Origin of the sequence: Nitratireductor sp. B36, from assembly GCF_020833685.1 — a bacterium.
Taxonomy (GTDB): Bacteria; Pseudomonadota; Alphaproteobacteria; order Rhizobiales; family Rhizobiaceae; genus Nitratireductor.
The window spans coordinates 297,590-313,749 of record NZ_JACKZY010000001.1 but is presented as its reverse complement, the minus strand read 5'-3'; the positions used below and the strand labels follow the sequence as shown (position 1 = coordinate 313,749).

Genomic DNA, 16,160 nt, shown 5'->3' with positions numbered 1-16,160 from the left:
TAACTGTGCCATAAAGCACTTGCGGCAATATGCGTCTGCTTGGCGTGTTGGGTTGGCGTACCGCTTTTTCTGATTTTGCACTGTCGGGTTTCGGTATGCCTTGGTAAGGCTTGGGAATATCCTATATCGCGCCCAAGAGTTGAAAAGAGTTGATTGTGCTGAAGACCAACGAGATCGAACCGCGCCACTATCGCGATGCCATGGCCCGTTTTGCCGGTGCCGTTCATGTGGTCACCACGGATGGGCCGGCAGGCAAGCGCGGCGTCACAGCCATCGCGGCCTGTTCGGTTTCGGACAATCCACCCACGGTGCTGGTGTGCCTCAACCGCGAAAACCCCAACAATGACAGTTTCGTGAAGAACGGCGTTTTTGCGCTCAACACGCTGGCAGCGGATCATCAGGAGCTCTCGAACGCATTCTCGGGGCTGACCGGACTTTCGCCCGAAGAGCGTTTTGCGCTGGCCCGTTGGGAAACCATTGCCACCGGCGCTCCCACGCTTTCAGATGCTCTGGCGGTGTTCGACTGCCACGTGGTGAAGACGGTGGAGCTTGGCACGCATCGGGTTTATTTCGGCCAAGTCGCAGGCCTCAGTATCGGCGACAAATCGAGCCCGCTCCTCTACCATGAACGGGGTTATCGGGTGTTGTAACCTTGCACGCTTTCGCGAAAACTGGGGGAATGATGGCCCAACCGAGCACACGCGGCCTGCCGCAATCGATCGATGAAACACTGGAGCTGCTGACCGAGGGTGGCTATGTGGCTGACCGCTCACTTGCCACGGTGCTCTATCTCAGCCTGACGATGCAGCGGCCGCTGTTTCTGGAAGGCGAGGCGGGTGTGGGCAAGACCGAGATCGCCAAGGTGCTGGCTGACCGGCTCGGGCGAAAACTCATCCGGCTGCAATGTTATGAAGGGCTCGATGTCTCTTCTGCCGTCTATGAGTGGAACTACGCCGCCCAGATGATTGAGATCCGCATGGCCGAAGCGGCAGGCGTTCATGACCGCGCGGAAATGGAAAGCGGTGTTTTCTCCGAAAAGTATCTTATCCGCCGCCCGGTGCTGGAGGCGCTGGAAAGCGGTGTGGATGGGCCTCCGATCTTTCTGATCGACGAGCTGGATCGGGCTGACGAAGCCTTCGAGGCCTATCTGCTGGAAGTGTTGTCCGACTTTCAGGTGAGCGTGCCGGAACTGGGCACGATCAAGGCTGCCGAACCGCCGATTGTCGTCATCACCACAAACCGCACACGCGAGATTCACGACGCGCTGAAACGGCGCTGCCTCTATCACTGGGTCGATTATCCCGACGCGCAGCGCGAGCTCGACATCTTGGCCAAGAAGGTGCCGAACGCCAATGCGACGCTGGCAAAACAAATCGTGGTGTTCGTGCAGAAACTGCGGGAGCTCGATCTCTTCAAGGCGCCTGGTGTTGCCGAAACCATCGACTGGGCGACGGCGCTGACGGCACTTGGCAAGGAGGCGCTGGACGCCGAAAGCGTGTCTGACACGATGGGCGTTCTCCTGAAATACCAGGACGACATCGCGCGGATGGAAGAGGGCGAGGGCGTGCAGGTTCTGGAAGAGGTGAGGGTCGGCTGAATGGCCGCCGCCCCGGTAATGCAGAAATCGGCTTCGGTTGAGCAGGAGGGCGCGCGGCTGGCAAACCGCATTGTCGGCTTTGCCCGCATGCTGCGCCGCGCCGGCCTCAGGATCGGGCCTGCGGCGGTGATGGATGCGGTGCGCGCGGTGCTTTCGGTCGGAATCGAGAACCGACAGGATTTTTACTGGACCCTGCATTCGACCATGATCTCGCGGCGCGAGGACCATGCGGTGTTCGACGCGGTGTTCCGACTTTACTGGGCGCGGCGCGAGGATCGCGACGATGCGGACGGCGGCGAGGATGGCGAGGAGGCGGAAGTGCTGCGCGAGAAGAAGCGCGCCGGCGACCGCCGTGCCGAAGATGCGCTCGATGAGGAACGGCGCGCGATCATCAAGAAACGCCCGGAATTCGAGCTCGATGCGCGCCTTTCCTTCACGGCAATGGAGGTGCTGCGTGGCAAGGATTTTGCGCAGATGTCGGCGGCTGAACTGGCCGAGGCGCGCCTTGCCATGCGTGATCTCACATTGCCGTTCGACAAGATCGCGACGCGCCGCTTCAGACCGGATCCCCATGGTGTGCGGATCGATCCCCATGCCATGCTGCGGTCGAGCCTGCGCACGGGCGGTGACCTGATCCTGCCAAGATTCCGTTCGCCAAGAGAAATCGCGCCGCCGCTGGTGGCGTTGGTCGATATTTCGGGCTCGATGAGCCAGTATTCGCGCATTTTCCTGCATTTTCTCCACGCGCTGACGGAGAAGCGCCGGCGCGTTCACAGTTTCACCTTCGGCACGCGGCTGACCAACATCACGCGTGCGCTCAGCCGTCGCGATCCCGATGAGGCGATGGACGAGGCTTCGGGGACCGTGCGCGACTGGTCGGGCGGCACGCGGATCGGCACGGTGCTGGGCGATTTCAACCGGCTGTGGTCGCGCCGGGTTCTGGGGCAGGGCGCCATCGTGCTTTTGATCACCGACGGGCTGGAGCGCGACCATATCGAGGTTCTGTCACGCGAGATGGAGCGGCTTTCGAAATCATGCCGGCGACTGATCTGGTTGAACCCGCTGCTGGGTTTCGAGGGGTTCGAGCCGCGCGCACGGGGCATGCGCGCCATGCTGCCGCATGTGGATGAATTACGCCCCGTACACTCGCTCGATGCGCTTGGCGATCTGGTGGCCGCGCTGACGGCACCGGCGAGCGGCGGGGACTTGGCACGGCACTTCCAGCGTGCCCATATGAAAGGCGGGAGAAACGCCAATGTCTGATCTTGTGCATAAGGACCATGCGCGCGATCCGCTGATGATCGCGGAGGAATGGATGAATGCCGGCCGCGATGTGGCGATTGCCACCGTGGTCGAAACCTGGGGCTCTGCACCCCGGCCTGTGGGAAGCCATCTGGTGATCGACATGGACGGCAATTTCGAAGGATCCGTGTCGGGTGGCTGTGTCGAGGGCGCGGTGGTGGCCGAGGCCGCTGACGTGCTCGCTGAGGGCAAGCCGCGCATGCTGGAATTCGGTGTGGCCGACGAGACCGCCTGGGAGGTGGGGCTCTCCTGCGGCGGGCGCATCCGGGTTTATGTGGAGAGGCTTGGCTAGTGGATCCGCATTCGCTCAAAAAACTGAACGCGCTGCGGCGCGACCGCAAGGCTGCGATCCTGCTGACGGATCTGGGCGACGGACGCGACCGTGTGATCGGCGAGGGCGACACGGTGGCAGGAGTTCTGGGGGAGGCTGTGGCGCGTGCCTTTCGCTCCGGAAAATCCGGTGTGGTGGAGGTCGACGGGCGGCATTTTTTCCTCAACGTGCATCTGCCCGCACCGCGTCTCGTGGTGATCGGGGCGGTGCATATCAGCCAGGCGCTGGCGCCGATGGCGAAGATCGCCGGCTTCGATCTGACAATCATCGACCCGCGCACCGCCTTCGCCTCGCCGGAGCGCTTTCCCGACGTGGCGCTTCACGCCGAATGGCCGGATGAAGCGCTGGCGCGCCAGCCGCTCGATGCCTATACGGCGCTGGCAGCCCTGACCCATGATCCGAAGATCGATGACCCTGCCTTGAAGGCAGCTTTTGACGCTGAGTGTTTTTACATCGGGGCGCTGGGCAGCCGGAAGACCCATGCCAAGCGCGTGGAGCGCCTGAAGGATGCCGGTGTGGCAGGGCAGGCGCTGGAGCGGATCAATGCACCCATCGGGCTCGATATCGGCGCTGCGACGCCAGCCGAGATCGCCGTGGCGGTGCTTGGCTCGGTGATCCGGGCGCTGCGGACGCGCGGGCTCGATGGTGGGGGGCTCCCGTCGTGAAGTTCGGGCCGCTTTGCGTTGAAGATGCCGAGGGAGCGGTGCTCGCCCATGCGACGTTGGCCGGCAGCATGCGGCTGCGCAAGGCGCACCGGCTTACGGCACAAGACATTGCACTTTTGCGGGCCGAAGGTGTCTCGACCGTGATTGCGGCAAAACTGGAGCCCGGAGATCTGGACGAGGATCAGGCGGCGGAACGGCTTGCGAAACGGCTTGCCGTCGACGGAATTGCCGCGCGGCCTCCCTCCACGGGGCGGGTGAACTTTTATGCTGAAAAGGCAGGTCTCTTCATTGTCGACAAGGAAGCTGTGGACCGGTTGAATGCCGTGGACCCGGCCGTCACGCTTGCCACGCTGCCAGATTATAGCCCGGTCGGCGAAGGGCAGATGGTGGCGACGGTGAAGATCATCCCCTTTGCTGTTGGCTCTGGCAGGGTGGATGAGGCATTGGCTGTGGTCCGGGAGGACGTGTTCCGCCTGGCGCCGTTTCGCGCGCATTCTGTCGGTGTGGTGCAGACCGCATTGCCCAGCCTGAAAGACAGCGTGCTCGGCAAGACTGCACGGATCACGCGTGAGCGGCTGGCGCGTTCGGGAAGCCGCGTGACGCGCGAGCTGCGACCGGCGCATGAGACCGAAGCGGTTGCGCGCGCGCTCGATGTGCTCAAGGATGAAAGCGACATGCTGCTCGTCTTTGGCGCATCGGCGGTGTGCGATGCGGATGACGTGATCCCTTCCGCCATCCGCAAGGCGGGCGGCGCGGTGGAGCGGGTCGGCATGCCGGTTGATCCCGGCAATCTTCTGGTGCTGGGCACGATTGACGGCAAGCCGGTCATCGGCGCGCCCGGCTGCGCGCGCAGCCCCAAGTCAAATGGTTTTGACTGGGTGCTTGACCGGCTGATGGCGGGGCTCGCCGTTTCTTCTGCCGATATTGCCGGGATGGGCGTCGGCGGGCTGCTCGCCGAAATTCCGACGCGGCCGCAGCCGCGCGAGGGAAAGCGCGACGCGGACGCCCCCCTGGTTTGGGGTGTTTTGCTGGCGGCCGGCCAATCGCGCCGGATGGGGGAGCGCAACAAGCTTCTCGCCAAATTTGACGATGTGCCGCTGGTGCGGCGGACGGGAGCGGCATTGGCCAAGGCGCGTGTGGGCGCAGCCGTGGCCGTGCTTGGGCATGACGCGGAGCCTGTGCAGGCAGCGCTTCAAGGTCTCGGACTGGGCTTTGCGATCAACCATGCCTATGCGGACGGGCTTTCCACTTCTCTGAAGGCCGGAATTGCGGCGCTCCCGGAAGAGGCTTCCGGTGCGCTGATCATGCTGGCGGACATGCCGCAGGTTGGTTGCGACGATCTCAACAGGCTCGTGGATGCCTTTGTGAAGGCGGGCGGCAATTCCGTGGTTCGGGCAACCCACAATGGCAAACGCGGCAATCCCGTGATCCTTCCGCGCGTGCTCTTTGCCGAAGTGGCGCGGCTTGAAGGTGATACGGGCGCAAGGCATGTGGTGGAGCAGGGGCTGGTCCCGGTGTTCGATGTGGAGATCGGCGGTGCGGCGCATCTCGACGTGGACACGCCGGAGGCGCTCGAAAAGGCGGGCGGGACGTTCGATCGATGAGTTTTCTTTTCAGGCCAAGGTTCTGGTTTCCTGTTCTTTTCCTGTTTGTTTCGGTAGCGTCGGTCAAGGCGCTTGAACTCGCTTCGCACAAGGACCGGCTTTTTGCCTATCCCGCGGTTCTGTCATCCAGTGATGGCGGCGCCTACCGCGTTGTCGATTATCAGGAAATGCGCGACATCAATGCTCGCGATGCCGTGCCGGAACGGCGGGTGGAGGGGCGATACATTTCCACAGGCGTGCGCAGTGCGCAGCAGGAACTCGCAATGAAGACGGAGGCGGGCACGGTGCGTTTCTTTGCCGTGGGCAAGACCCACGGGGCGAGCGCGATCGTGATCTACCTGCACGGGCAAGGCGGCAATCGCCGGCAGGGCGTGAATGACTTCACCTTCGGTGGCAATTTCAACCGCATCAAGAACCTGATGGTGAAGAGCGGCGGGCTTTATCTGTCGCCTGATGTTGCGGATTTCGAGGCGCGTGGGAAACAACAAATCGCGGCGCTGATTTCTCATTATGCGACGGCCTCGCCGGGCGCGCCCGTGTTTGTCGCCTGCGGTTCGATGGGGGGCGTGCAGTGCTGGTGGCTCGCGGAAGATGAAACGATGGTGGATCGGCTTGGCGGGCTGCTGCTGCTCGGCTCCCTGTGGCATGAGGCGTTTCTCAAGAGCCCGGCTTTTGCAGCCCGCGTGCCGGTGTTCTTCGGTCACGGCAGCAATGACCGTGTGTTTCCGGTCGAGCGGCAGGAGGCGTTCTTTCGCAAGATCCGTTCTTCGGCACAGGGCTATCCTGCCCGCTTCGTGCGGTTCGAGACCGGCACCCATGGCACGCCGATCCGCATGACCGATTGGCGCGAGACGCTGAACTGGATGCTTGCTCAGCAATGACGCGACGTGTCAGGGGCCTGTATGATAGTCGAGAATGGTGATGGGATCCTGTTCGCCGTCATAGGACGCATCGACATCATAGCGCACGAGCGTGAAGGTGCCTTCGCGGAAGATCCAGGTGCCTGACGAGAAGGCGTCGCCGACACCGCGCCATTTGTTGTAACTGGTGAGCGTCAGCGTATCGGCATCATAAGACGAGTTCACAAGCGTGTTGTCGGCAGTATAACCGATCGTCCGGATGTCCTCCACTTTCCCCTCGGGATCATCATCTTGATACTGTACGCTCGTTTCGGGCGTGGCAAATTGAAGAGGGGTGAGCGCACCGGCCTCATCGGCCAGAATATAAGCGTGAATCTCATTATACGCGCCACTACCGCAATAGAATCGGAAGAGCTTGGCCTCGTGTTTCGGTGTGTCGAGGCTTTCGTGCGAGTAGTTGAAGGCGATCGTGTAGCTTTCCACCTGATCGTCGCGTTTCTGTTCGAATGCCTGGGGGCAGCTGGCGCCATAAACAGACTTGAAGAGTGCCGTTGCGCTGGCCAACATGGCGTCGGTTTCATCCGGAGCGCCATCACCGCAGCTGGGCGGCAGAACGCTGGCGAGTTCGCCGGTAGCGGGTTTCATTTCCGCCTTTTCGATATGAAGCGGATTGTAAGGTGTTCCCTGGATCAACGGGTTGGACAGGCGCAGCGTATAGCAACCCGCAAAAACCCGTTCGTCGCCACCGCTTGCCCGCGCACGGATCGCCACGGGCAGTGAATAGACAATGCTGCCGGCAGCGCCCTCGGAGGTGGCTGTTCCCGTTGCAAGCTCGACATGTTCCGTGTCGGCATAGCCTTGTTGATAGGCTTCGAGCGTATCGGCCGGCGGCGTTGCGAAATAGTCGTAGGCGCGGGCGTATTCCTTGCGGTTGACGGCGTTGTAAAGGGATTTCAACAAGGTTTGCGGCGTCGAGCGGTCGTCCAGATAGGGTTCGTCCTGTGCAAGGACGGATGTTTGCAACGCAGCAAGGAATGCGACGGCGGCGAAAGCGGGTTTCATCAGGGCCTCCTCGGCTCGAAACGGCCTGCAGGGTAACGCGGGAAACATCGATTCGCACCGATATTAGCGTTTGAACATTGCTCAGATTGTGATCGCCTGTAGCGGCGCGTCGTGCATTTTGGTGTTGTTTCAAATAGAATGAAACAGAGGGGCATTTCTTAACCGCCCCTCGCTATGGGTGCGTTCGGTGCGGATTGTATGATGGGAGCTCTCGCACCGGCGGGAGATGCGACATGGCCATCGGGAGAGGCCGCGATTTTGCGGCATTGCTTGATGAACTGATCAGCGAGGATGATGAGCATGCGGGCGGCGTGCCTGCGAGCCTCAATTCACTCGACTATCTTTCCGTGGCCGAAGAGCTCCATTCCGGACGCATCAACTTTACCGACCGGCGCGCGCAGGTCGAGTATGACGAGCACCGGATGGCGGAGCCGGTCGAGCCAAGGAGCAAGGCTGCTAGCAAGGCTGCCGAAGCGCCTCCGTCACCGCCGTTGACCACTGACCCAGACGATATCGCCCGTGAACTCGGTCTGAGCCAGGCCATCGAGCCCAAAATCCTTGATCGGTTGCGGCGGGAATTCGCCTTTCGCAATCACCCCGACCGTGTGCCTGCTCATCTGCGGGCGAATGCCATGATGCGCATGCAGGTGGCGAATATGCTGATTGATGAAGCCAAACGCGGCAAATTCAAGCCGCGCGGGGCTGGTGAAGCCAGGGCATGAGGCGCTCGCGCCGCAACCAGCGCACATAGAGCAAGACTGAAACGATGGCGAGGCCGCTTACGAGGCCGATCCAGATGCCGGGCCCGTCCATGCCGAGGACAAAGGCAAGGACCACGCTCGACGTCATGCCGAGCCCCCAATAGCCGAACAGCGAATAGATCATCGGCACTTTCGTGTCGTGCAGCCCACGCAACATGCCGGCAGCAACCGCCTGCGCCCCATCAAATATCTGGAACAGCCCGGCAAAAGCCAGGAAGGTGACGGCAAGGGCGATGACGTCGGCATTTTCGGCCAGGTCGAGATCGATGAAAGCGCCGATCAATGGTCTTGGAAGCGTGACCATGATGACGGCCATCAGCGCCATGAAACCAACCCCCATGACGAACGCGGTCCAGCCGGCGCGGGCGATCGCGTCCCGGTTCTGCGCACCGTACGCCCGGCCAACGCGGACGGTTGCCGCCTGCGCAAGCCCCATGGGCACCATGAATGTGATGGAGGAAATCTGGATCGCAATGGCGTGGGCGGCCAATGCGGGCGCACTGATGAGGCCCATCAGAAGAGCGGCGGCATTGAAGATCGTGACCTCGAACGTCATCGCTCCCGCAATTGGCAGGCCGAGGCGGATCAGTTCGAAGAAGCGCGGCCAGTCGGAACGCCAGAAGCGACCAAAAAGCTGGTAGCGGCGGAACTGGCGTTCGATGGAAACGACCAGCGCGAGACCGAGAAACATCAAAAGACTTGAAAGCGTGGTGGCGATGCCGGATCCGGGAACGCCAAGTGCCGGAAAACCGAGATTGCCGAACATCAAACACCAGTTGGCCAGCACGTTGAAGGCGACCATGATGAACATGATGGTAAGCGCCCATCCGGGTCGCTCGAGCGCCGAAATGAACGAGCGCAGCACGATATAGCCGAAAAACGGCAGAGCCGCCCATTGAAGCGCACGCACATAGCTGCCAGCCACTGCAGCGAGGTCTGGCTCCTGTCCCATCCACAGAAGCACCCGCTCGGACTGCCAGAGCAGGAGCCAAATCGGGACGGAGACCGCAATCGCAAGCCAAAGCCCCTGCCGGACCGTGCGCCGCACGTCTCGCACCGAATGAAGCTTGCGTCCAAGCGCGCTCGCCATCATGGGGGAGGTGGCCAACAGCAGACCAAGACCGAAGATCAGCGGCGCGAAATAGAGATTGTACCCGAGTGTCCCGGCTGCCAGGGCATCCGGGCCCAAACGCCCCATCATCATGACGTCGGTCGTTGTCATGGCGATCTGCGCCAGATTGGTGAGCACCATCGGCCAAGAAAGCGCCAGCATCGCCCGCGCTTCGGCGGTCCACGGATTGGCCGGCGCGCGGACGCCGGGAGCGATGGCCGTCATGTTGTCTACCCCTTGTGGCGGGCGGAACATTCAACGCCTGCCGGAATCATGCGCGGAAGGAGGATGCCTTCGGCGAAAAATTGCTTTTAACGTTGCCAGCCAGACAGGCAAGCTGGTTTCGTTTGGTCCAGTCGCCGTTAATTGCGCCCGCGGCGGGACCTGCGCGCTCCGGTCGTTGCGCCGCTTTCGGATGCAGCCTTGTTGCGCAGTGGCCCGACACGCGCCACGATCTCCTCTAAGTCCGGACGGCTTGCAGGCTGATTGTGGCCATCCAGAGCAGCACGCATCGCCGCCAGATGTTCGAAGGAGGTGCCGCAGCAGCCGCCAATGATCTTCGCGCCGCCATCGACGGCAAGCCGCACATATTCGGCCATGAGTTCGGGCGTTCCGGAATAGTGGACCTCGGTGCCGCGAAACTCCGGAATGCCGCAATTGCCCTTGACGACCACCGTTGCCTCGGGCCGCGCTTCTGTCATGTCCAGCAAAGAGGCCAGGATGTCGGGCGCGCCGACGCCGCAATTGGCACCGACGGCGAGAGGCGCCTGGGGCAGGTCGTCGACAACGGTGTGAATGTCTTTTGGTGCAAGGCCCATCATGGTGCGGCCGGCCGTGTCGAAGGAACCGGTATAGGTGTAGGGAAGGCCGACCCGGATCGCCGCCTCGGCTGCCGCGCGGATCTCGTCGGGCGCGGACATGGTTTCGATCCACGCCACTTCCGCACCGCCTGCCTTGAGCCCTTCCATCTGTTCGGTGAAGGCGTCCACCGCCTCCTCATAGGTGAGCGCGCCCAGCGGCACCAGAAGCTCGCCCGTGGGGCCGACGGAGCCCGCCACGATGACGCGACGTCCTGCCTTTTGGGCGATGCGGCAGGCAATTTCAGCCGCCTTGCGGTTCAATTCGTGGACCCGGTCCTGTGCGTTGTGCAGCTTGAGCCGGTGGCGCGTGCCGCCAAAGGAATTGGTGAGGATGATGTCGGCGCCGGCATCGACGAAGCCCTGGTGCAGGGCCTCGATCTTTTCAGGCGCATCCTCGTTCCAGAGTTCCGGCGCTTCGCCCGATTCCAGGCCCATGGCAAAGAGATTGGTGCCGGTTGCCCCATCGGCAAGGAGCACGCCGCGTTCTGCAAGCAGAGCGTCGATGGGATTTGCGAGAGACGGGGTCTGCATGGGTGCGCCTTCCATTTGGCGAGGCTTGGATATGGGGTGAGGATATAAAGAAATCTTTATATCCGTCAATCCGCCTTTCTTACCCAAGCCGAAGGCTTTTGACGAAATCGGCTGCCTCATGTGCATTGATCTCGGCGTCTCGGATCAGCCCGTCGAAATGCCGGGTGAGGCGCTGAAGGGAGCCGGTGGAACTGATCACCAGATACATGCCGCCCATATAGAGGGCCGCGCGGTAGGGGCCGAAGATCGTGTAGGGCGCGGAATAGCGGCGGCGGCCATCGAACAGGAAAAGGCGAAAGGTGGGGTAGAGATCGTCAAGCAGGCGCGCCATGTGGATGACCTGTTCGGCCCGAACCTGCTCGGGCAGGGTGCGCCACACACCTTCGCCCTTGGCGAAAAGCTCCAGGGTCTGCCGGGGCATGCAGACCTCCATGTCGGTCTCGGGCCGGCGGTTGTAGTCCACACGGTACCGGGCCTCGCTGATCTGCGTGTCGCGGCGCTGCGGCATGGCCTCGGCTTCATAGTGAATGACAGCCTCGGTGCGCAGAAGATCGGGAATGCCCGAGGGCACGTAACGGATTTTTGTGCCGACCGCCTCGGCATGCCATCTGGCAAGCATCGTGTCGTCGAACCCGCCCTGAGCCTCGGCGATCTCAAGGCTTTCGCGCAGGTCGCCGGTGATGCCCTCGTCCTGGCTGAGCCCGAGCAGCCAGTCGAGTGACACCTTGTGTTCTGCGGCGATGTTGATGAGCGTTTCGGCGCGCGGAAGGCGAGTGGACGCGCCGGAGAGCAGCTGGGAGAGGGCGGAACGGTCTATGCCAACGGCTGCGGCGAAGGCCGACTGGTTGAGGCCGGAGCGCTGGAGCAGGATTTTCAGGCGGTCACGGAAGGTGCCTGAAAGATCGCGCTTGTCGATCATGAGCTTTTCCATAACGCCCCTCAACGAATGATGACTTTAGTAAACAAATGCGACAATAAGTGTGCAATGTCAACGGATTGTGCGCTTTCTCGCATTGCGTGTAATCGGTGCTCCTGACACACTATTGTCAGGATCAATGACGCGCTGCTGTGACGGCCCGACGGGCTTGGGGTGTGGCGCAGAACCGGAAAACCGATGCATAAAACGACCAGACGCCGGGGCACACGCTCTGCGGCGGTGGAATGGCCGACGCTTGCCCTGATTTTCGCCTGCTACGGAGCCTGGGCGATTGCGGGGCTCGTGCTCTGGCCTCACTGGCCGCTCGCAGCGCTCGTCCTCCTCACATTGACGATCGCGCTGCAGAGTTCGCTCATGCATGAATGCCTGCACGGGCATCCGACACGCTCGGCGGTCATCAATGAGGCGCTGGTGTTCCTGCCCATCGGCCTTGTCTATCCTTACCGCCGGTTCAAGGCGCTGCATCTGCGCCATCACGCGGATGAACGGCTGACAGATCCTTTCGAGGATCCGGAGAGCCATTACAGGGCGCTCTGGCGATATGAGGAGATGCCCGTCTGGGTGCAGCGCCTCCTGACAATCAACAACACCATGCTGGGCCGGTTCGTGCTTGGGCCGGTGATCATGAATGCGGGCTTTCTGGTTTCGGAATGGAGGCTAATCGGTGAGAATGCGCCGGGTGTGCGCAAAGCCTGGTTGCTGCACGGGGCGGGGCTTATCATTGTTCTGCCTGTCATCGGCTATGGGTTCGACATGGCGCTGTGGCTTTATGGTCTGGTGCCGGCCTGGCTCGGACAATCGCTGATTTCCGTGCGTACCTTTGCCGAGCATCAGTGGTCGGAGCGGCCGGACGGGCGCACCATCATCGTGGAGCGCTCGCCGCTGTCGCTGCTTTTCCTGAACAACAATCTGCATCTCGTTCATCACAAGATGCCGCGTGTGCCGTGGTATCGGCTTCCCGCGCTTTACCGGGAAAGGCGGGCGGAATGGCTCGCCATGAATGGCGGCTACAGCTATGCCAGTTACTGGGCGCTTCTGAAGGACTTTGCCTTTCGGGCCAAGGAGCCGGTGCCGCATCCTGTCTTGCGGCGCATGCCTGAGGCTGCGCGCGGCTTTCGCCCGCGGGCGCATGGGCGCAGGGTTGGCGGGCAGGGGACCGTGCCCGTGCCGGCAAGGCCGGTGAAGGAGTGAGCGCTTGCGTCTGGCGCGCTCCGTATCGGATAAGAGCGCATGAGTGACTGGATTGCAGCCCTTCCCATGTATGACTGGCCCGAGTGTCGGGATGAGACCGATGCGCAATGGCGCCGGCTGCGCGATGCGCTGCACGGGCGTGGTGTCAACGCGCCCGAGGCGCTTTCGCGTGGCGACGAATTGCAGGCGCTGTGGCGGAACCCGCGTCTGCTTCTCGCCCAGACATGCTGGGGACCGATGGAGGCGGGACTGGCCCGGCATGTGCGTGTGGTCGGGCAGCCGGACTATTCAGCCTATGAGGGTGGGGCGGGCCCGCATTATTCAAGCGTCATCGTGATGCGCAAGGGCATGGCTGGCCGTGATGTCCCCGCGCCCGGGGATGGGCGGGCGCTCCTGCCGCTTGATGGGATGCGGGGAATGCGCCTTGCCTATAATGAAACGCTCTCGCGCTCGGGCTTTCTCGCCTTGATTCAGGATCTGAGAGAGGCGGGAGAAACGATTGAAATGTTTTCGGAAAAGCGAGAGACTGGGGGGCACCGCGCTTCGCTGGAGGCCGTGCGGGACGGGCGCGCGGATGTGTGCGCCGTGGATTGCCGCAGCTGGGCGCTGGCGCAGCGTTTCGTGCCTGGTTTAGACGGGGTGCGTGTCGCCGGGTGGACGGCGCGGCGGCTGGGGCTTCCCTATGTCACGAGCCTTGAAACGGATGCGGAAACACTTGCGTCGCTGCGGTCAGTGCTTCTTGCCTAGCTGCGCATGCGCTCGCCTTCGGGATCGAAGGGCGGCGTGACATTGATGCGTGCGGGACAGCGGCGGCCCAGGATCTCGATCTCGAAGAGACTGGTGGTCTCGTCGTCGGAAAGAGCTGCAGGCACATATCCCTGCGCCATGGATTTGTCGACCGAGTGGGCGTATCCGCCGGAGGTCACCCAGCCGACAACGCGCCACGCGCCATCGACCATGCTGCTGCCGGCCTTAGAGATCCCCCTGCCGGTTTCATCGAAGCGGGGCGCACCATAGCCATGGGGTGGCTCGACGGTGCCGAAATCCTGATCGCCGACCTTTGCCCAGATGGGCTCGTCGCCCATCACATCGGCGTCTTCAGCCTCGACGATGAAGGAGACGCGGCGCAGTCGCGGCCCCTCCTGCTTCTCCCTCATGGCGACCTCGCGCCCAATGAAATCTCCCTTGTCCATTTTGACGAAACGCTCCATGGCTCCTTCGAAAGGGCCGTAGATCGGGCGCAACTCACGAAACCAGGTCGGGAAATTCTTCTCAAGCCGCATGGAGAGCAGGGCGCGCATGCCGAAATCGACAATGCCGAATTCGGCGCCCGCCTCCTTCAGCGCCGTATAAACGAGGCGCTGGTAGGCCGGCGGCATCCAGATTTCATAGCCGAGATCGCCCGTATAGGTGAGCCGGTTGACCAGGCAGGGCGCGCCAGCGACGGCGATTTCGCGGAAATCCATGAAGCGAAAGACATCTTTCGAAATATCGATGTCGACCAGTTTTTCGAGAACGGCGCGGGATTTGGGGCCGGCGAGCGACAGGCCGACAAGGGTCTGATCGAACCGGTGGAGATGCACCGTTCCGTCGCGCGGCAGGTGCTTTTCGAACCAGCGCATGTGGTAGATTTGCGCGGCGGACGAGCCCCAGACCATGAAGCGGTCGATCCCGTCTTCTGGACCACGATTGGCGATGGTGAAGTCGCCGATAAGCTTGCCGAACTCGTTGAGCATGGGAGAGAGGACAATGCGGCCGGGCTTTGGCAGGTGGTTGGTCATCAAATGGTCGAGATAGGCCCGCGCACCAGTGCCGGAAATCTCATACTTTGCGAAATTGGCGATCTCGGTGATGCCCACGCGCTCGCGAACAGCGTGCACTTCATTGCCCACAGGCGCAAAATCATTGGAGCGGTGGAAGGAGACCACATCCTTCGGCTCGGTGCCTTCCGGGGCAAACCAGAGGGGTGTTTCCAGACCCCAGGAATCGCCCATGACTGCATTGTTGTCGCGCACCATTATGTCGTAGAGCGGCGTTGTCTGCGCCGGGCGGGCTGCTAGCAGTTCTTCATTGGGGAAACGGATGGAGAAGCGGCGGGAATAATTTTCCCGCACCTTGGCATTTGTGTAGCGCAGGCTTGCCCATTCGCCGAAACGGGCGACATCCATGCCCCAGACATCGAAGCCGGGGTCGCCATCGACCATCCAGTTGGCAAGGGCAAGCCCGACACCGCCACCCTGGCTGAACCCGGCCATGACGGCGCAGGCAACCCAGTAATTGGTGAGACCCTGAACCGGGCCGACAAGCGGGTTGCCATCGGGGGCGAAGGTGAAGGGGCCGTTGATCACCTGCTTGATGCCGGCATTTTCCAGTGCAGGAAAATGGCGGAATCCCACTTCAAGAGAAGGTGCGATGCGGTCGATGTCCGGCTCCAGGAGCTCATGGCCAAAATCCCACGGGGTTTCGCGCGGCGACCACGGCTTCGCCGCCTTCTCATAGGTGCCAAGCAGAATGCCGTTACGCTCCTGGCGCGTGTAGATCTCGCCCTTGAAATCGATGACGCCAATCATCTCGCGTCCGGTTTCGCGGTTGAAAGCCTCCACTTCCGGCATGGGTTCGGTAAGAAGATACATGTGCTCCATGGCCAGAAGCGGCAGCTCGAGGCCCGCCATTCGGCCCACCTCGCGCGCCCAAAGGCCGCCGCAATTGACCACGTGCTCTGCTTCGACCGTGCCTTGCTCTGTGGCGATTTTCCATGTGCCGTCAGAGGTTTGCGAGAGTTCCGTGACTCGGTTTCTGAGCACGATCTCGGCACCGAGTTTCCGCGCGGCCTTCGCATAGGCGTGGGTGGTGCCGGACGGGTCGAGGTGACCCTCGACCGGATCCCACATGGCGCCAACGAAATGGCGCTCATCCATGAGGGGGAACATGGATTTGGCTTCCGACGGTGTGATCAGCTCGGTCTCCATGCCGAGATACCGACCCTTGGCGTGGGCAAGGCGCAGAAAATCCATGCGCTCGAGGCTGTCGGCCAGCATGACGCCGCCCGTGAGGTGGAGACCGCAGGACTGGCCGGACAGCTCTTCGATTTCCCGGTAAAGCTGGACCGTATAGGCTTGGAGCTTCGCAACATTGGGATCGCCATTGAGCGTGTGAAAACCGCCGGCGGCATGCCAGGAAGAGCCGGAGGTTAGCTCGGATCGTTCGATCAGCATGATGTCGCGCCAGCCCGCGCGGGCGAGGTGGTAGAGCACCGAACATCCGACCACGCCACCACCGATCACGACTGCTTTTGCATGCGATTTCATAGGCTTGTACCTGTTTCTGGAATCGAAACCAGAGCATTCC

15 protein-coding genes are annotated in these 16,160 nt (G+C 62.1%); 10 read left to right on the top strand and 5 right to left on the bottom strand.

Features of this window, described 5'->3' with window-relative positions; all coding sequences use genetic code 11:
* Positions 1 to 155: 155 nt before the first annotated feature.
* From H7H48_RS01525 to H7H48_RS01495, 7 genes are read left to right on the top strand one after another with little or no spacing between them, the layout of a single operon-like run.
* Positions 156 to 650 carry a flavin reductase gene (locus H7H48_RS01525; RefSeq protein ID WP_229447066.1) on the top strand — a complete coding sequence of 165 codons (495 nt, stop codon included), beginning with the start codon at positions 156 to 158 and terminating at the stop codon, positions 648 to 650.
* A 32-nt stretch (positions 651 to 682) separates the two neighbouring features.
* Complete coding sequence (locus H7H48_RS01520; protein WP_229447065.1) at positions 683 to 1,597, top strand: MoxR family ATPase; 915 nt, start codon at positions 683 to 685, stop codon at positions 1,595 to 1,597.
* A complete protein-coding gene (locus tag H7H48_RS01515; protein ID WP_229447064.1) occupies positions 1,598 to 2,860 on the top strand; it encodes a VWA domain-containing protein in 1,263 nt (420 codons plus the stop codon).
* The gene (locus H7H48_RS01510) at positions 2,853 to 3,191 is read left to right on the top strand and encodes an XdhC family protein (protein ID WP_229447063.1); all 339 of its coding nucleotides are present in this window, start codon (positions 2,853 to 2,855) and stop codon (positions 3,189 to 3,191) included. The genes H7H48_RS01515 and H7H48_RS01510 overlap by 8 nt, the downstream gene beginning before the upstream one ends.
* Positions 3,191 to 3,895, top strand: coding sequence for an XdhC family protein (locus H7H48_RS01505; protein WP_229447062.1), 705 nt, complete (start codon positions 3,191 to 3,193; stop codon positions 3,893 to 3,895). Before H7H48_RS01510 ends, H7H48_RS01505 begins: the two co-directional genes overlap by 1 nt.
* Complete coding sequence (locus H7H48_RS01500) at positions 3,892 to 5,499, top strand: molybdopterin-binding/glycosyltransferase family 2 protein (RefSeq protein ID WP_229447061.1); 1,608 nt, start codon at positions 3,892 to 3,894, stop codon at positions 5,497 to 5,499. The genes H7H48_RS01505 and H7H48_RS01500 overlap by 4 nt, the downstream gene beginning before the upstream one ends.
* Complete coding sequence (locus H7H48_RS01495; protein WP_229447060.1) at positions 5,496 to 6,380, top strand: alpha/beta hydrolase; 885 nt, start codon at positions 5,496 to 5,498, stop codon at positions 6,378 to 6,380. The genes H7H48_RS01500 and H7H48_RS01495 overlap by 4 nt, the downstream gene beginning before the upstream one ends.
* Before the next feature lie 9 nt (positions 6,381 to 6,389).
* Here the strand turns inward: H7H48_RS01495 and H7H48_RS01490 are convergent, their stop codons facing one another.
* Positions 6,390 to 7,421: a DUF1176 domain-containing protein gene (locus H7H48_RS01490; protein WP_229447059.1), complete on the bottom strand. Its 1,032-nt coding sequence runs from the start codon at positions 7,419 to 7,421 to the stop codon at positions 6,390 to 6,392.
* A 233-nt stretch (positions 7,422 to 7,654) separates the two neighbouring features.
* Between H7H48_RS01490 and H7H48_RS01485 the strand changes: the two genes are divergently transcribed.
* Positions 7,655 to 8,143, top strand: a complete 489-nt coding sequence (locus tag H7H48_RS01485) for a hypothetical protein (protein WP_229447058.1) — start codon at positions 7,655 to 7,657, stop codon at positions 8,141 to 8,143.
* On the opposite strand, the gene H7H48_RS01480 is transcribed toward H7H48_RS01485, so the two are convergent.
* From H7H48_RS01480 to H7H48_RS01470, 3 genes are all read right to left on the bottom strand, one after another.
* Entirely contained in the window at positions 8,109 to 9,518 is a 1,410-nt protein-coding gene (locus H7H48_RS01480) for an MATE family efflux transporter (protein ID WP_229447057.1), read from the bottom strand. The genes H7H48_RS01485 and H7H48_RS01480 overlap by 35 nt on opposite strands.
* 137 nt (positions 9,519 to 9,655) lie before the next feature.
* Positions 9,656 to 10,684: a betaine--homocysteine S-methyltransferase gene (gene bmt, locus H7H48_RS01475; RefSeq protein WP_229447056.1), complete on the bottom strand. Its 1,029-nt coding sequence runs from the start codon at positions 10,682 to 10,684 to the stop codon at positions 9,656 to 9,658.
* 79 nt (positions 10,685 to 10,763) lie between these two features.
* Positions 10,764 to 11,603: a helix-turn-helix domain-containing protein gene (locus H7H48_RS01470; RefSeq protein WP_229447055.1), complete on the bottom strand. Its 840-nt coding sequence runs from the start codon at positions 11,601 to 11,603 to the stop codon at positions 10,764 to 10,766.
* Positions 11,604 to 11,798: 195 nt separating this feature from the next.
* Here H7H48_RS01470 and H7H48_RS01465 point away from each other — a divergent pair, with 195 nt between their 5' ends.
* Together H7H48_RS01465 and H7H48_RS01460 are read left to right on the top strand one after the other, a co-directional pair.
* Entirely contained in the window at positions 11,799 to 12,812 is a 1,014-nt protein-coding gene (locus tag H7H48_RS01465; protein WP_229447054.1) for a fatty acid desaturase, read from the top strand.
* A gap of 39 nt (positions 12,813 to 12,851) precedes the next feature.
* Positions 12,852 to 13,559 (top strand): phosphate/phosphite/phosphonate ABC transporter substrate-binding protein, encoded by a 708-nt coding sequence (locus tag H7H48_RS01460; RefSeq protein ID WP_229447053.1) that lies wholly within the window; start codon positions 12,852 to 12,854, stop codon positions 13,557 to 13,559.
* Here H7H48_RS01460 and H7H48_RS01455 read toward each other — a convergent pair.
* Positions 13,556 to 16,120 (bottom strand): FAD-dependent oxidoreductase, encoded by a 2,565-nt coding sequence (locus H7H48_RS01455; RefSeq protein ID WP_229447052.1) that lies wholly within the window; start codon positions 16,118 to 16,120, stop codon positions 13,556 to 13,558. The two genes, H7H48_RS01460 and H7H48_RS01455, sit on opposite strands and share 4 nt — an antisense overlap.
* Between the last annotated feature and the right edge of the window lie 40 nt (positions 16,121 to 16,160).

What these genes read in the sequence shown, in the direction of transcription:
- H7H48_RS01520 (WP_229447065.1), top strand. Translation starts at nt 683, where the DNA reads ATGGCCCAACCGAGCACACGCGGCCTGCCGCAATCGATCGATGAAACA.
- H7H48_RS01515 (WP_229447064.1), top strand. Translation starts at nt 1,598, where the DNA reads ATGGCCGCCGCCCCGGTAATGCAGAAATCGGCTTCGGTTGAGCAGGAG.
- H7H48_RS01510 (WP_229447063.1), top strand. Translation starts at nt 2,853, where the DNA reads ATGTCTGATCTTGTGCATAAGGACCATGCGCGCGATCCGCTGATGATC.
- H7H48_RS01495 (WP_229447060.1), top strand. Translation starts at nt 5,496, where the DNA reads ATGAGTTTTCTTTTCAGGCCAAGGTTCTGGTTTCCTGTTCTTTTCCTG.
- H7H48_RS01490 (WP_229447059.1), bottom strand. Translation starts at nt 7,421, where the DNA reads ATGAAACCCGCTTTCGCCGCCGTCGCATTCCTTGCTGCGTTGCAAACA.
- H7H48_RS01485 (WP_229447058.1), top strand. Translation starts at nt 7,655, where the DNA reads ATGGCCATCGGGAGAGGCCGCGATTTTGCGGCATTGCTTGATGAACTG.
- H7H48_RS01480 (WP_229447057.1), bottom strand. Translation starts at nt 9,518, where the DNA reads ATGACGGCCATCGCTCCCGGCGTCCGCGCGCCGGCCAATCCGTGGACC.
- bmt (WP_229447056.1), bottom strand. Translation starts at nt 10,684, where the DNA reads ATGCAGACCCCGTCTCTCGCAAATCCCATCGACGCTCTGCTTGCAGAA.
- H7H48_RS01470 (WP_229447055.1), bottom strand. Translation starts at nt 11,603, where the DNA reads ATGATCGACAAGCGCGATCTTTCAGGCACCTTCCGTGACCGCCTGAAA.
- H7H48_RS01465 (WP_229447054.1), top strand. Translation starts at nt 11,799, where the DNA reads ATGCATAAAACGACCAGACGCCGGGGCACACGCTCTGCGGCGGTGGAA.
- H7H48_RS01460 (WP_229447053.1), top strand. Translation starts at nt 12,852, where the DNA reads ATGAGTGACTGGATTGCAGCCCTTCCCATGTATGACTGGCCCGAGTGT.
- H7H48_RS01455 (WP_229447052.1), bottom strand. Translation starts at nt 16,120, where the DNA reads ATGAAATCGCATGCAAAAGCAGTCGTGATCGGTGGTGGCGTGGTCGGA.